16 protein-coding genes are annotated in these 14,710 nt (G+C 68.5%); 5 read left to right on the top strand and 11 right to left on the bottom strand.

From position 1 onward, the window contains the following. The first annotated feature begins 3 nt into the window (after positions 1 to 3). Both BBJ41_RS20530 and BBJ41_RS20525 read left to right on the top strand, forming a co-directional pair. Complete coding sequence (locus BBJ41_RS20530) at positions 4 to 792, top strand: DUF2182 domain-containing protein (RefSeq protein WP_069748170.1); 789 nt, start codon at positions 4 to 6, stop codon at positions 790 to 792. A gap of 8 nt (positions 793 to 800) precedes the next feature. After that, entirely contained in the window at positions 801 to 1,694 is an 894-nt protein-coding gene (locus BBJ41_RS20525) for a DMT family transporter (RefSeq protein ID WP_069748169.1), read from the top strand. 111 nt (positions 1,695 to 1,805) lie between these two features. Here the strand turns inward: BBJ41_RS20525 and BBJ41_RS20520 are convergent, their stop codons facing one another. The 6 genes from BBJ41_RS20520 to BBJ41_RS20495 form a co-directional block, all read right to left on the bottom strand. Next, complete coding sequence (locus tag BBJ41_RS20520; protein ID WP_069748168.1) at positions 1,806 to 2,135, bottom strand: DUF4148 domain-containing protein; 330 nt, start codon at positions 2,133 to 2,135, stop codon at positions 1,806 to 1,808. 220 nt (positions 2,136 to 2,355) lie between these two features. Next, positions 2,356 to 3,225, bottom strand: a complete 870-nt coding sequence (locus BBJ41_RS20515; protein ID WP_069748167.1) for a PilZ domain-containing protein — start codon at positions 3,223 to 3,225, stop codon at positions 2,356 to 2,358. 79 nt (positions 3,226 to 3,304) lie between these two features. After that, on the bottom strand, positions 3,305 to 5,884 hold the full coding sequence (locus BBJ41_RS20510) for a penicillin-binding protein 1A (protein ID WP_069750286.1): 2,580 nt from the start codon (positions 5,882 to 5,884) through the stop codon (positions 3,305 to 3,307). 175 nt (positions 5,885 to 6,059) lie between these two features. Next, positions 6,060 to 7,067: a trans-3-hydroxy-L-proline dehydratase gene (gene lhpH / locus BBJ41_RS20505; protein ID WP_069748166.1), complete on the bottom strand. Its 1,008-nt coding sequence runs from the start codon at positions 7,065 to 7,067 to the stop codon at positions 6,060 to 6,062. Positions 7,068 to 7,128: 61 nt separating this feature from the next. Beyond that, complete coding sequence (locus tag BBJ41_RS20500) at positions 7,129 to 8,250, bottom strand: branched-chain amino acid ABC transporter substrate-binding protein (RefSeq protein ID WP_069748165.1); 1,122 nt, start codon at positions 8,248 to 8,250, stop codon at positions 7,129 to 7,131. A gap of 121 nt (positions 8,251 to 8,371) precedes the next feature. Then, entirely contained in the window at positions 8,372 to 9,109 is a 738-nt protein-coding gene (locus BBJ41_RS20495) for a FadR/GntR family transcriptional regulator (RefSeq protein ID WP_069748164.1), read from the bottom strand. Positions 9,110 to 9,373: 264 nt separating this feature from the next. Between BBJ41_RS20495 and lhpI the strand changes: the two genes are divergently transcribed. From lhpI to BBJ41_RS20480, 3 genes are all read left to right on the top strand, one after another. Further along, the gene (gene lhpI / locus BBJ41_RS20490; protein WP_069750285.1) at positions 9,374 to 10,306 is read left to right on the top strand and encodes a bifunctional Delta(1)-pyrroline-2-carboxylate/Delta(1)-piperideine-2-carboxylate reductase; all 933 of its coding nucleotides are present in this window, start codon (positions 9,374 to 9,376) and stop codon (positions 10,304 to 10,306) included. Between the two features lie 179 nt (positions 10,307 to 10,485). Then, on the top strand, positions 10,486 to 10,890 hold the full coding sequence (locus BBJ41_RS20485; RefSeq protein ID WP_069748163.1) for a response regulator transcription factor: 405 nt from the start codon (positions 10,486 to 10,488) through the stop codon (positions 10,888 to 10,890). 16 nt (positions 10,891 to 10,906) lie between these two features. Next, a complete protein-coding gene (locus tag BBJ41_RS20480; RefSeq protein WP_069748162.1) occupies positions 10,907 to 11,680 on the top strand; it encodes a helix-turn-helix domain-containing protein in 774 nt (257 codons plus the stop codon). Positions 11,681 to 11,723: 43 nt separating this feature from the next. Here BBJ41_RS20480 and BBJ41_RS20475 read toward each other — a convergent pair whose 3' ends face one another. The 5 genes from BBJ41_RS20475 to BBJ41_RS20455 form a co-directional block, all read right to left on the bottom strand. Then, positions 11,724 to 12,074, bottom strand: a complete 351-nt coding sequence (locus BBJ41_RS20475; protein WP_069748161.1) for a metal ABC transporter ATPase — start codon at positions 12,072 to 12,074, stop codon at positions 11,724 to 11,726. Between the two features lie 161 nt (positions 12,075 to 12,235). Further along, on the bottom strand, positions 12,236 to 12,475 hold the full coding sequence (locus BBJ41_RS20470) for a UDP-glucose 4-epimerase (protein ID WP_069748160.1): 240 nt from the start codon (positions 12,473 to 12,475) through the stop codon (positions 12,236 to 12,238). Positions 12,476 to 12,492: 17 nt separating this feature from the next. Continuing rightward, entirely contained in the window at positions 12,493 to 12,783 is a 291-nt protein-coding gene (locus BBJ41_RS20465; protein WP_069748159.1) for a DUF1488 family protein, read from the bottom strand. 119 nt (positions 12,784 to 12,902) lie between these two features. Further along, the gene (locus tag BBJ41_RS20460; protein WP_069748158.1) at positions 12,903 to 13,301 is read right to left on the bottom strand and encodes a DUF488 domain-containing protein; all 399 of its coding nucleotides are present in this window, start codon (positions 13,299 to 13,301) and stop codon (positions 12,903 to 12,905) included. Positions 13,302 to 13,463: 162 nt separating this feature from the next. Further along, a complete protein-coding gene (locus tag BBJ41_RS20455; protein WP_069748157.1) occupies positions 13,464 to 14,666 on the bottom strand; it encodes an amino acid aminotransferase in 1,203 nt (400 codons plus the stop codon). Positions 14,667 to 14,710 lie beyond the last annotated feature (44 nt).

The following is a 14,710-nucleotide window of genomic DNA, read 5'->3' as shown; positions in this document are numbered from 1 at the left end:
GCCATGGCAGCGTCGCTGCACCGGCGCCTGTTTCCGCTCGTGCTCGCGAGCCTCGTCGTGTTCGCGTGGGTCACGTTGTGGGCGTGGACGCGCAGTCCGTACGGGCGTTATCTCGAGCACGGCGACGACGCCGCCTCCGCACCGTTCAGCGTGCTGTGCCGCGCGCTGCCGGGCGGCACGCTATGGCTGCCGGCCGTGTTCGACGCGGCTGCCTGGACGCTGATGATCCTTGCGATGATGCTGCCGACGACGCTGTCGCTGTTCGACGCGTTCGCGCGCGTCGTCGCGGGCCGCCCCGACCAGACGCGCCTGCTCGCGCTCGTCGGCGTCGGCTACGTGGTCGTGTGGAGCGGATTCGGCCTCGTTGCGCACGGCCTGCATGCGCTGGTGCTGACGGGCGTCGCGCACCTGCCGGCACTCGCGTGGCGCGGCTGGCTGATCGGCGCGGCCGTGTTCGCGCTCGCCGGCGCCTTTCAGTTCAGCAGGCTGAAGGAACACTGCCTGGACCGTTGCCGCACCCCTTTCAGCTTCGTGATCAGCCACTGGCGCGGTCGCGCGCCGCTGCGGCACGCGTTTGCGCTGGGCGCGAGCCACGGGCTCTTCTGCGTCGGGTGCTGCTGGGCGCTGATGCTGTTGATGTTCGTCGTCGGCGCCGGCAGTCTCGGCTGGATGCTGTCGCTCGCCGCGCTGATGGCCATCGAAAAGAATGCGGTGTGGGGACGGCAGATCACGGCGCCGCTCGGCGTTGCACTGTTCGGCGTGGCCGTGCTGATCGTCGCGAACCACGCGTGAGGCACGCGATGCGTCCGCCCGCCTCCGTATTCGCGCCGCACGTGCGGCCAGCCGTGCGGGTCGTCGCGCTGACGTCCGTCGCGATGCTCGCGTTCGCGTCGAATTCGCTGCTGTGCCGGCTCGCGCTGCAGGCCGGGCGGATCGATGCGGCCAGCTTCGGCAGCCTGCGCCTCGTGTCGGGCGCGCTGATGCTCGCGATCGTTGCGCGCGCGGGTGCGCGACGGCCGGCCCCGCCCGCGGACTGGCCCGCGGCGACGATGCTGTTCGCCTATGTCGCATGCTTCTCGTTCGCGTACCTGACCGTCAGCGCCGCAACCGGCGCGCTGATCCTGTTCGGCGCGGTGCAATTGACGATGTTCGTGGCGGGATGGCGCGCCGGTGAACGGTTCGCCCCGACAGGCTGGGCCGGGTTCGGCGTCGCGCTCGGCGGGCTGCTGTATCTGATGTCGCCGGGGCTCGCGGCCCCCACGCCGCAAGGCGCCGCGCTGATGACCGTGGCCGGCGTCGCCTGGGGCATCTATTCGATACGCGGCCGCAAGCCGGCCGATCCGGTCGCCGCGACCGCCGGCAACTTCCTGCGCGCCGCACCGCTGGCGCTGGTGCTGAGCGTCGCGCTGGCCGCGCGCATGCACGTGACGCCAACCGGCATCGTGCTTGCCGTGGTGTCGGGCGCGCTCACGTCGGGCCTCGGCTACGTCGTCTGGTATGCCGCCCTGCGGCATCTCACGGCGATGCGCGCCGCGGCCATCCAGTTGTCCGTGCCGCCGATCGCCGCGGGCGGTGCCGTGCTGTTCCTGTCGGAACAGCCGACCTGGCGGCTCGCGCTCGCATCGATCGCCATCCTCGGCGGCGTCGCGGCCGTGCTCGCGACCCGCGCCCGCCGCGCGGGCACTGCGCCGTGATGCTCTCCCGGCACCGTTCTCATTCGGGATGCGGAAACGAAAAACCCGTACACGGATACCGTGCACGGGTTTCGGGCTAACACCCATGCGCCCTTGCGGGCGCCAGCCGGCTCAGTGGCCGAAGAACACCGACGAACGATCGGTGGCGGCCGGCACGACCACGCGCTGGCCCGACTGCGACGTCGCAGCGGCGTTCGTGCCGTAGCCCGTCGTGTCGGCTTGCGCGCCGGTGTTCTGCGCGGCGGCGATCTTGGCCTGTGCAGCCTGGATGTTTTCCGGGTAGTTCATCCAGTCGTTCGGGTTGTAGCCGGCCTTTTCGAGCTGGACCAGTTCGGCGCGTACTTGCGCGCGCGTCAGCGGTTGCTGGTTCGATTGGGCGAACGAGACGACCGGTGCGGCCACCAGGGCGGCCAGTGCAACTGCCTTGATCAGCGATTTCATGATGCGTTACCTCCAGGATTGTTTTGTCAGGCGCTTCGGACTCGGGGTCGTTGCGCATGAGTAGAAGTCTAGGAGGTGCGACTATCAGGGTAAATACTTAAATCGCGAATTCACTGTTGACGGAAACCATACAATCGCCGGGAATTTCGCCGAATCATCAGATGATTGTCGGCATTTACGTGCCGAATGGGCGTGAAAGCTGCCGCATGCCCGCCCGCCGTCAGCGCAGGTGATCGGTATCCGCCGACGCCATCAGCCGGTCGAACAGCAAGGCCTTGAGGCGGATCAGGTCGTCGGCGCCGGTTTCGCCGAACGCCGCGTGATGCAGCGTCAGCGCCGGCGTGTGCGGGTCCGCATGCGCGGCCCGCACCGTGCCGTCGAGCACGAGAACTTCGATGCGGTCGCCCGCCGCATACGGCAGTTGCACGCGCAACGGCTCGCCGGTGGCGGCGATCGTCCGGTCGACCGCGATCGACAGTCCGCTCAGGCTGATGTCGCGCACCATCCCGATGCCTTGCGCGTCGCCCGCTCCGCCCGTGCAGCAAGCCGCGATCCGCACCGGCACGCGCGGCTCCGCGCGCGTGCGCAGCCGGTCGACGAAGCCGGGCGGCGAAAGAATCATGAACGGCGCGGCGCCCGACGCCTGCACCGACTCGACCGTCGCGCCGAAACGCGACACGGCGGCACGGCCGATCGCCACCGCTTCGACGTCGTCGCCGCGCGCGAACTCGAGCACGGCCGCCGGCTGAGGCTCGACGAACAGCGCGCCCGACGCGGCGACGCCGATCAGCCGGCAGCGCTGCAGCACGCGTGTCGTGCCGACCCGGCGGCGGATTCCGATCGCGGCCCCGGCCGACAATCCCATCCGCGTGACGGGCGCCGCTGCGCCGTGCCCATGCGGATCGGCATCGTCGCGCAGGCGCACGGGCCGGAAATGGTCGAACAGGAAAGCATGTTGCGCGGCATCGCGCAGCGTCGCGCCGGCCGGCAGCAGCGCGGCGCCGTCGGCATCGTAGAGGTCGAAGCCGAGCGGGACGCCGGCAGAGAGATCGTCGCGCGTCAGCGCGACGTAGTCGGTGGGAAGCCGCATCGGAGAAGCGCGGAGCGACCGCGCGAGCTGTCGTGACACCGTAATTACGGCAACATCGCGCGAAATCTGAACGGCTTCGTTATTGCGAGGCGCCGGTCGTGTCCGGAGAGGCCGGCGCAGGCGGCGGGGCCGGTACGGTCGAAGGTTCGGCGCCGACGCCCGCGTTGCCTCCGCTCGCCGGGCTGGCGCCCGCGGCCGGCGGCTGCGCGGGCTGCGATTGCGATGCGCCCGACGACAGCGCGGCAGCCGAGGCGGCCACTTCGGACGCCGGTATCCATTCCTCGACGATTCCACCCGACGCCGCTTCGGGCGCCGATGCCGCCGATTCCGCCGCCGACGCGCCTTCGTCCGCTTCAGGCGGCCGCTCCACGCGCTGCGTCCTGGCGGACGCCGGCGCCTTCTTCGTCTCGGGCGGGAACCACGTGTCGAACAGGTCCGTCACGCGCTCGCGCAGCGACGCGAACCAGCCGGGCGACGGCTCGGTATCGAATTTCGCCTTCGTGTCGATGATCCGCGCACGCTGCGCGCGCTGGAAGAAATCGCCGACGATCGGCAGCGCGCTGTGCGCGCCCTGCCCCCAGTAATCGCTGCGCAGCGTCACGCGGCCGTCGTCGAAACCCACCCACGCGCCGGCGACGAGGCCCGGCTGCATCAGGATGAACCAGCCATCCGCGTTGTCCTGTGTCGTGCCGGTCTTGCCGGCCACGTCGCCGCGAATGCCGAAGCGCGTGCGAATGCTGCCGCCCGTGCCGCGCGTCACGACATCGCGCATCACGCTGAGCAGCGTCTTGTCGGTTTCGGCGTCGAGCGCGCGCTCGGGCGGCGCCGGCGCGTATTCGGCGAGCACGTCGCCCTGGCGGTTCTCGATGCGCGTGACCATCTGCGGTTCGACATACAGCCCGCCGTTCGCGATCGTCGCGTACGAGGCGACCATCTCCTTCAGCGTGACCGGGCTCGTGCCGAGCGCGAGCGACGGCACACGTTCGAGCGGGCTCTCGCGCACGCCCATGTCGTGCGCGAGCCGCGCGACGGCGGCCGGCCCGACCTTCTCCATCACCTGCGCGGTGATCCGGTTGCGCGACAGCGCGACCGCGTCGCGCAGCGTCATCGGCTTGCCCGTCGGCGGCACGTCGTCGTTCGGCCGCCAGATCTCGCCGCCCTTCAACGGGATCTCGACCGGCTGGTCGATGAACGTGTCGTCCGGCTTCATCCCGCTCGCGAATGCGACGCCATAGACGAACGGCTTGAACGTCGAGCCCGGCTGGCGCCGTGCCTGCGCGACGTGGTCGAACGGCTCGCTGGTGAAGTCGCGGCTGCCGACCCATGCGCGGATCTGCCCGTCGCGCGGATCGATCGCGAGGAAACCGGCCTGCACGTCGGTCTTCGTCTTGCACAGCGCGCGCATGAAGCCGCGATCGGCCGCGAGCAGCTTCATCGCGGCCGCGTCGTCCTTGCCGGCGTCCTGCGCGGCCTTGTACTCGGGCGACTCGCGCATGAAGGTGCGGAACACCTCGTTGTCGGTGCCGCAGCCGTCGCGGCCGCTCCACGCGCCGTTCGCGATGCCTTGCAGCTGATTGCCCTGCTGCGTGAGCGCCTGCGTCGCCATCTGCTGCAGCCGCGAGTCGATCGTCGTGCGCACGATCAGCCCGTCCGAGTAGATGTTGTAATCGTTGCGGTCGGCCCACGCGATCAGCCACTTGCGCAGTTGCTGCGCAAAATGCGGCGCCGGCCCCGGCGGCTCTTTCTGGCGCTCGAAGTCGATGCGCAGCGGCCGGCGCTGCAATTGCGCGAACTGTGCCGGCGACAGCTTGCCGTACTTCACCATCTGGCCGAGCACCGTGTTGCGCCGCTGCAGCGCGCGCTCGGGGTTCAGCACCGGGTTGTAGTAGCTGTTGCCCTTCAGCATCCCGACGAGCGTCGCGCTGTCGAGCACGTCGAGCTCGTCGGCCGACTTGTCGAAATAGGTGCGCGCGGCCATCTCGACGCCGTACGCGTTGTACAGGAACGGCACCGTGTTCAGGTAGGTTTCGAGGATCTGGTCCTTGCTGTAGACGGCCTCGATCTTCAGCGCGGTGATCGCCTCCTTCACCTTGCGCGTGAGCGTCGGCGCGCGGCCGATTTCGTCCGGATACAGGTTGCGCGCGAGCTGCTGCGTGATCGTCGAGCCGCCCTGACGGCTGCCCGAGAACGTATGAAGCGCGGCCGACGCCGTGCGCTTCCAGTCGAGGCCGTGATGTTCGTAGAAGCGATGGTCCTCGGTCGCGATCAGCGCGTCGACCATGTGCGGAGAGATCTGCTTGAGCGGCACCCATTCGCGGTTCGACGGCTTGAATTCGGCCAGCAGCTTGCCGTCGGCGGACAGCACCTGCGCGGGCTGGTCGACGCGCGCCTTGCGGATGTCGCCGATACCCGGCGTGAACGGGATGAGCACGACCACGTACAGCGCGAACAGCGCCGGCACGGCGGCGGCCGCGAGCAGCACGCCGCGGCGCGTCGGATGACGGAGATGGTGCCACGCGGCGGCGGCGAGAGGCTTGACCCGCGCCGCGGCGGCAGCCGCGACGGGTTGGGCGCGCGCAATCCATCTGGCACAGAAGTCACGCACTGACGACACGTTTCGGCGATTCACGCGGGTGGAGCTCGGCTGAAAAGGGTGCATCGTACCAAAACTCGCGCGGCCCGCCGGCCCGTGGCGGCGCTGCGCACGCGCGCACCGCGCGGCTTCGCGATCGTTCGTGCATAAAAAAAGGCGCGTGACCCGCAACGGGAACGACGCGCCCAACCTGGTACGACAACCGGGCGGCCGCGCGACGGCGGCCGGTCTGCGCCGATGCTCAGCGCACGAGAAAACCGTAGGTCAGCGGATCGCGCTCGTCGACGATCCAGTTCGCGAACCCGCAAATGTGCGCGCTGCCCTCGACTTCCGGGATCACGGCCGGGATATCGCCGACGGTCGTTTCGCGCAGCACGCGCCCCTTGAAGATCGTGCCGACGATCGATTCGTTGACGAGCGTGTCGCCCGCCGCGAGCAGCCCGCGCTGATAGAGCTGCGCGACGCGGCCGCCGGTGCCGGAGCCCGTCGGCGAGCGGTCGACCTCGCGATCCGCGAACACGCAGCAGTTCGCCTGCGTCGAGCCCGGATGGCGCGGCGCGTTCGCGATGATCGTGCCGTAGATGTGATTGATTTCCGGAATCTCCGGATGCGCGACCGGATACTTCGCGTTCGCGGCGGCCTTCACTTCCGCGCCGAAGCGAATCAGTTTTTCCACCGCCGCTTCGCGCACCGGCAGGTCGAACGGCGCGCCGTCGACATAGAAGTAGAACGCGCCGCCGTACGCGATGTCGCCGGTCACGGTGCCGAACGAAGGCGTGTCGACCGATACGTCGCGCAGCCAGATGAACGACGGCACGTTGACGAAGCGCACGGAGCCTGCGTGCTCGCCGTCCCATTTGACGAAGGCTTCGATGAAGCCGCACGGCGCGTCGATGCCGACGCGCGTTTCCGGCACCGTGCGCTGCACCCAGCCGAGTTCGACCGCCGCGGTCGACAGCGCGATCACGCCATGCCCGCAATGGTCGCTGTAGCCCTCGTTGTGCACGAAGATCACGCCGAAATCGGCGTTCGGCGACACGGGTTCGGTCAGGTAGCCGCCATACATGTCGGCATGGCCGCGCGGTTCGAACATCAGCGCGCGGCGGATTTCGTCGGCGTTCTCCTTGAGCCAGGCGCGGCGCTGGACGATCGTGTCGCCCGGCAGTCTCGGCAGCCCGCTCGTGACGATGCGGAATGCTTCGCCGCCCGTATGCACTTCGACGGTGGAAAGGGATCGGGAAATTTTCATGGTGAATCGAATGCGTGAAAACGAAGGACGGCGGCCGAGCCGCCGTCCGGTGGCAGGCCGGTTATTTCGCGTACGGTTCCGGCAGGCCGTTGCGGATCACGTAGACGGTGGTCGGCGCGCCCTTCAGGTCGCCGTTCGCGTCGAACGAATAGGTGCCCGCGACGCCCGCGTAGTTCGACTTCGCGAGTTGCGCGATCAGTTTCGCCTTGTCGGTGGTCGTGCCGGCCTTGACCATCGCGTCGGCGAGCAGCTTCATGCCGTCGTAGTAGTTGACGCCGTAGACCTGCGTATCCGTGTGATAGGTGTCGTGGTACTTCTTCAGGAATTCGCGGCCGGCCGCCGTCTTTTCGAGTGCGACGCCGCCCTGCGCGCAATAGACGATCGACGCCGCTTCGCCCGCGACCTTGCCCATGTCGGCCGAGCAGATGCCGTCGCCGCCGAGCAGCTTCGCGCGCAGCCCGCGCTGCTTCATCTGCTTGGCCATCGGTGCGCCCTGCGCCGCATAACCGCCGAGGAAGATCACGTCGGGGTTGCTGGCCTTGATCTTGGTGAGAATGCCGAGGAAATCGGTGGCCGACGAATTCGTGTATTCCTGATCGACGATCTTGATCCCGTTCGCCTTCGCGACGCTCATGAACTGCTCGGCGACGCCCTGCCCGTATGCGGTGCGATCGTCGATGACGGCGGCCGTCTTCGCGTTCAACGTCTTCGCTGCGAACGTGGCCATCGTGCCGCCGAGCTGCTCGTCGCTCGCGCCGATCCGGAAGATGTTCTTGAAGCCCTGCCGCGTGAGCGCCGGGTTCGACGCAACCGGCAGGATCGGCACGCCGGCGTTCGAGTACACGCGCGACGCCGGGATCGCGACGCCCGAGTTGTACGGCCCGAGCACCGCGACGACGCCCTTGTCGACGAGGCTCTGTGCCACTTGTACGCCCGCTTTCGGGTCGGCCTGGTCGTCGTCGGAGACCAGTTTGAACGTGACGGTCTTGCCGGCGACCTTCACGCCGGCCTTGTTGAGCTCGTCGACGGCGAGGCGCGCGCCGTTTTCATTGTCCTTGCCGTTGGCAGCCTGCGGGCCGGTCAGCGGCGCCGAATGGCCGATCATCACGACTTCCTGCGCGTGGGCGGAAGTCAGCGCGCCGGCGGCAACGGCCACCGAGAGCGCGGTAACGAAGTGTCGCATGATGTCTCCTGATTGGTTTTGTGTGAAACCAATGTAGGACACGCGTGGTCACATCGCAAGCAATTTCAAAATAAATTTCGTGATTCTGGTCATATTTTAGACCAAAACGAGTCCACGGACCTCACTTGGGCGCGATATCGCGCCGCACGCGCCGGATGTGCTGCTCGACGTAGAACGCCGCAGCATCGGCGTCGCCGGACACGATCGCCTCGTAGATCAGCCGGTGTTCGGACACGTAGAGCCGGATCCGGCCCGCATCGTAGATACCGTCGTCCTTCAGACGCTTCCACAACGGCTGGTCCATCGTCTTCGCGACTTCATCGGCAATCTTCACGATCAGCGCATCGCCGGTCATCAACGCGAGTTGCCGGTGGAACAGCCGGTCGCTCTCGTTCCACAGCGCGCGCTGGTGCGGATCGTCGACGTCGGTGATGGTTTCCATCTGCGCGAGATAACGCTCGGCGCCGGGGTCGGTGCGGCCATGCGCCGCTGCAAGGCGCGCGATCGCGGGTTCGAGGATCAGCCGCACGTCGAGCGTCGACGTCGGGCTGAAATCGGCTTCGGACGCCGTGTGCATGTCGCCGCGCTGCGCGAGCACGTCGAGCGGCGCCGCGACGACGTAGGTGCCCGAATTGCGCTTCGTGATCACGAGCCCTTCGTTCTGCAGCGCGCCGAGCGCTTCGCGCACGGCCGGCCGGCCGACCTGGAACAGCCCCGCGAGCTCGCGCTCCGACGGCAGCCGCGAATCGGCCGCGTAGCGCCCCGCGCGGATCTCGTCGCGGATCTTCTCGGCAACCTGCTCGTAGATCTGCAGCGGCCGGAAACCGCCTTCGAGTGATTCGGGACGCGCGGACATCATCGTTTGGCTCCTGCCCGGTCGCGGGCGTGGATTTGGAATGGGTTCGCACTATACCGGAGCGGCACGGCATCGAGGCCATGACACTCCTTTTGGACAGATATTAGAACCAAAATCGGCGCGCCGCTTTATTTTCTGGCTTGCGGGTGCGCCAGCAGGTGGTATAGATTCGATCCACACTGCCGCTGTATCGCGGTATCCGGCAGCCCCGTGGCGGGTGCGGCATGCGCCCGTCGTCCACGCTTACCGATGCATACGACGTACACGATGACCGCTCTTTCCCGCACTCCCGTTTTCGATGCGGCCGACACGGCCGCGCTGCTCGACTACCCGGCGCTGCTCGCCACCCTCAGGCAAACCGTCGCCGACTATGCGGCGGGCGAGATCGTCAGCCCCGAGCGGCTGGTCGTGCCGCTGCAGGCCGGCGGCGTGATGCTGTCGATGCCGTCCAGCGCGCGTGACCTCGCGGCCCACAAGCTCGTGAACGTGTGCCCCGGCAACGGCGCGCGCGGGCTGTCGACCATCCTCGGCCAGGTGAGCGCCTACGACGCGACGACGGGCGAACTGCGCTTCGTGCTCGACGGCCCGACGGTCACCGGCCGCCGCACGGCAGCCGTCACCGCGCTGGGCATCCAGGCGCTGCACGGCGCGCCGCGCGACATCCTGCTGATCGGCACCGGCAAGCAGGCGGCCAATCACGCGGAAGCGCTCGCGGTGATCTTTCCCGATGCACGCCTGCATGTGCGCGGCACGAACGCCGACAGCGCGGCCGCCTTCTGCGCCGCGCATCGGGTGCACGCGCCGCGGCTCGTGCCGCTCGACGGCGATGCGATTCCCGACGCGATCGACGTCGTCGTCACGCTGACGACGAGCCGCACGCCCGTCTACCGCGAAGCCGCGCGCGAAGGCCGGCTGGTGGTCGGCGTCGGCGCGTTCACCGCCGATGCCGCCGAAATCGACGCGAACACGGTGCGCGGCAGCCGGCTCGTCGTCGACGACCTGGCCGGCGCACGCCACGAGGCCGGCGACCTGATCGTCGCGCAGGTCGACTGGCAAAGCGTCGCGTCGCTCGCCGACGTGTTGAGCGGCGCGTTCGACCGCAGCGGGCCGCTGCTGTTCAAGAGCGTCGGCTGCGCCGCGTGGGATCTGGCCGCGTGCCGCACGGCACGCGATGCGCTCGCGGCGCGCCAGGCCGGCTGACGCGGCAGCCAAGCCCGCCGGCCGCGCGCACGCGGCCGGTGCGGCATCGCAACATCGGGAGCGTTCCGGCGCTTTCCCGTACGCGTTGTAGGAAACGCCCTACAAAACGTCGAAGCGGCCTACACAAACTTCCAATTCGGCCGATTTCATTTTTGGCGGCGCAACACGATACTGCCGGCATGAATGCCAGCCTGTCACCCGCCGCGCTCAGGGTGTTCCTCGTCGATCACGCCATTGCCGTCCGGCAACGGATCGCGCTGCTCGTCGGCGCGATCCGCGGCGTCGCCGTCGTGGGCGAGGCGGAAGACGGCCAGGACGCGTGGACGCATATTCGCAGCAGCCAGGCGGACGTCGTGATCGTCGACCTGCGGCTCGCGGACGGCAGCGGCCTCGATCTGATCGGGATGCTGTCGAAGGCCGCGCCGCGCATCGTCACGATCGTGCTGACGAACCATTCGGCGCCGGCATTCAGAGAGGCATGCGCGTCGGCCGGAGCCGACTACTTCTTCGACAAGACCGTCGAATTCGACGCTGCGTGCCGTGTCATCGAATCCCTGGTGCACGCTCGCGCGCACCGCCCCTGACGAGCCGGAGCGACTCATGTCTACCGCCTACGCCGCCGACGTACCCGTCGCCCCCCGGCCGATGATTCCGCTTCGCGCGGTCTCGCGCGCCGATGCCGCCAAACATCCCGCCGCACGCTGCTCGGTGTGCGCGATGCGCTCGATGTGCCTGCCGCCCCACCTGACGGCGGCCGATTTCGGCCGCCTCGACGCGATCATCTGCACGACCCGGCAGGTTCGCCAGGGCGACGCGCTGTTCCGCACCGACGATCCGTTCCAGAGCATCTATGCGGTGCGCGCGGGTTCGTTCAAGACGGTGATGATGCATCGCGACGGCCGCGAGCACGTGACGGGTTTCCAGATCGCCGGCGAAACGCTCGGGATGGACGGCATCGGCGGCGGCCAGCACTGCTGCGACGCGATCGCGCTCGAGGACAGCGTCGTGTGCATCATCCCGTTCGGCGCGCTCGAAGCCGCATGCCGCGAGATGAAGCCGATGCAGCATTTCCTCTACCAGATGCTGAGCAGCGAGATCGTCCGCGAGTCGAGCCAGATGCTGCTGCTCGGCACGATGTCGGCCGAACAGCGCGTCGCGCATTTCCTGCTGAACCTGTCGTCGCGCTTCGAGGCGCGCGGTTATTCGGCGACGGAATTCAATCTGCGGATGACGCGCGAGGAAATCGGCTGCTATCTCGGGATGAAGCTCGAGACCGTCAGCCGGATGTTCTCGCGGTTCCATCGCGAATCGCTGGTGGAAACGCGCGGCAAGCGCGTGCGCATCATCGACGCGCAGGCGCTCGCGCGGGTCTGACTCGCCACACTGCAACGCCCGCGCGGCGCGGGCGTGCGATGCGTCATTGCGCCGCGACACCGGCTGCCGCGTCGCGCAGCGTCCCCCTTCCAGCCCCCGCCTGCCACGCGATCAGCGCCTGTTCGGCCTGAGCGAACGCGCGGCGCAGCGTATCGTTCACGTCGTCGCCGATGCACGGCGGCAGCGGCCTGAGCGCCGCGTCGCGCATCACCAGGTCGAGCCGCACGTCGAACGTGCGCCTGCCGTCGGCCGCGCCGCGCGATTCGATCGCGAGGTGGCAGCCGTCGATCAGCGCGCGGAACCGTTCGAGCCGCACCAGCTGCGCGCCGGCTTCGGCTTCGACCGCGGCGGACCCCGCGAATCCGAGGCAGGCGATCTGCATGCCTACACCCATGTTGTCTCTCCCGACACGGCCGCCCGCTCGTCGACCGCGTTGCATGCATCGCTCGCATCGACATGCGGCGGCATGCGTTTTTCCCGTGGCGTGGCGCGGATTCTTCGATCACTGCCCGGCCGATAGTCTGCCCGCGCCCGTGCCGGCGCAGGACCGTTCGTTCATACGTTGAAAACCTGCGACGCCTTCATCTCGATCCACGTCATCCCGGCGCGCAGCCCTTCGATCATCGCTTCACGCTCGGTCGGATACGCATGGCTGTGCTCGAACGTGTGGTGAAAACGCGCGGCGCCGGCGCCGTGCTCGACCGACACGCGGCAGCGGAACTCGCCCGAATCGCACGGGCGCGTCTCGACCTCGACCGACCAGTCGCGTTCGTGAATGTTGCCCTGCAGTGTCATGCGCCCCTCCTGCGGTATCAGTCTTCGAGCCGGAAGTGGCCGCTGTGCAGCAGCACCGGCCGGCCGCCGATTTCCTCGAGCATCCGTCGCGCCATCGCCTCGATCGCCGTCCGGTGCGCGTCGAACGCGGCCAGCAGGTCGCGCTCGAGCAGCGACGGCGCGCCGAAATGATCCTCCAGCGCCTCGGCCGTGACCGCGCACTGTACGCAACGTCCGTCGACCAGCGCCGAAAACGCGACGACCAGGTCGCGCGCGCAATATTCAGCCGGTTCCGGTGGGAAGACAATCTGCATCTGTCCGCCTGTCATCGTCGTGATGGCTCCATGACGAGAGCATAGTGGCGCGCGCGGCCGCGCACTTGACCCACGTCAACCGGTTCGCTGCACCGCACGATTGCGGCGCGGCGTCATGCGGGTACGGCGGCGCTTCAGCCCGCGTCGGGCTCGATCGTCGCGCCGCGCTCCGCGAGCAGCTCGCGCAGCACGCTGCGGTGGCAATGGTTCTCGTCGTCGCAGTAGCAGCCGATCGAGAACGCGGTGGTGGCCGACATCGCCGCCAGCAGGTCCAGTACCTTGGACGGATCGCCATGCGCCATTTCCGCGCGGAAGTGACGCTTGAACGCGCGCCATTCGACATCGGTTTCGGCGGCCTGCGCCTGTGCGACGAGCTCGGGGCTCGGCGACAGCGTCGGCAGCCATACATCATAGTAGTTGCGCGATGCGAATTCCGCCTTGGGCACGCCGCGCGGCGGCCGCCGCACCGTCCCGATCCGCAGGCCCTCGCCGGCCGCGCGCGGCGTGCCGAGCTGGATGATCCGAATGCCCATGTCGCTCCTTGCGTGTTGCGTCCGATTCCGTGATCGTACCCCCGCGCATGCGCTCGCGTCAGCCGGGCAGCGCACACGGCGCACGCGCAACAAAAAACCGGCTGCCCCCTCTCGGGAAGCAGCCGGTTCGGCCAGCAGCGTTGCGCGCCGGGCGCGCGGCGATCAGACGCCGCTCTTCAGCACCTTGCCGATCGCGTCCGCGACGATGCCGACGTTCGAGTCGTTCAGGCCCGCCACGCACATCCGGCCCGAACGCAGGATGTACACGCCGTGCACTTCGCGCAGCGCGTCGACCTGCGATTCGGTCAGGCCCGTGTACGTGAACATCCCGCGCTGCTTCACGTAGCGCGTGAGCGCTTCGCCGCTGACGTGATCGCGCAGCCCGTCGTGGATCGACTGGCGCATCCGCGCGATGCGGCGGCACATCGCCGCGAGTTCTTCTTCCCACTGCTTGCGCAGCGCGGGCGTACCGAGCACGGCCGCGACGACCTTCGCGCCGTAGGTTTGCGGGTTGCTGTAGTTCGAGCGCACCGCGCCGGCCAGCTGGCCGAGCACGCGGTCGGCCGCAGCCGAGTCTTCGCAGACGACGCTCAGGCCGCCCACCCGCTCGCCGTACAGCGAGAAGTTCTTCGAGAACGAGTTCGCCACCAGCGCCGGCACGCCGCGGCGGGCCAGCTCGCGCACCGCGAACGCATCCGCGTCGAGGCCCGCGCCGAAGCCCTGGTACGCCATGTCGACGAACGGCAGCAGCCCGCGCGCCTCGATCACGTCGATCAGCTTTTCCCACTGGCCTTCGTCGAGATCGACGCCGGTCGGGTTATGGCAGCACGCGTGCAGCAGCACGATGCTGCGCGCCGGCAGCGCGTCGATCGCCGCGAGCATCGCGTCGAACTTCAGGCCACCCGTCGCTTCGTCGTAGTACGGGTAGGTATTCACCGTGAAACCGGCGCGCTCGAAGATGAAGCGGTGGTTTTCCCAGCTCGGATCGCTGAGCCACACTTGCGAGTCGGGGAAATAGCGCTTCAGGAAATCGGCGCCCACCTTCAGCGCGCCCGAACCGCCGAGCGTCTGCAGCGTCGCGATGCGGCCGGCCGCACGGGCCGGGTGATCGGCGCCGAACACGAGCGCCTGCACGGCGTCGCGATACGCGGCCAGGCCGATCATCGGCAGGTACGGCTTCGGGCCGCTTTCGCGCTGCAGCGCGGTTTCGGCTTCGCGCACCGCGCCCATCACCGGAATCCGGCCTTCGGCGTCGAAATAAATCCCGATGCTCAGGTTGACCTTCTGGTCGCGCGGATCTTTCTGGAAGTTCTCGTTGAGCGTCAGGATCGGGTCGCCCGGGTACGCGTCGATGTGTTCGAACATGGCTATGTCGGTCTCGTTTGGAAGAATGGTCGGTGGTGGCCTGC

This window comes from Burkholderia stabilis, assembly GCF_001742165.1.
GTDB classification, from domain to species: Bacteria; Pseudomonadota; Gammaproteobacteria; order Burkholderiales; family Burkholderiaceae; genus Burkholderia; species Burkholderia stabilis.
The sequence above is the reverse complement of the archived record's forward strand: the minus strand, read 5'-3'. Positions and strand labels throughout refer to the sequence as shown.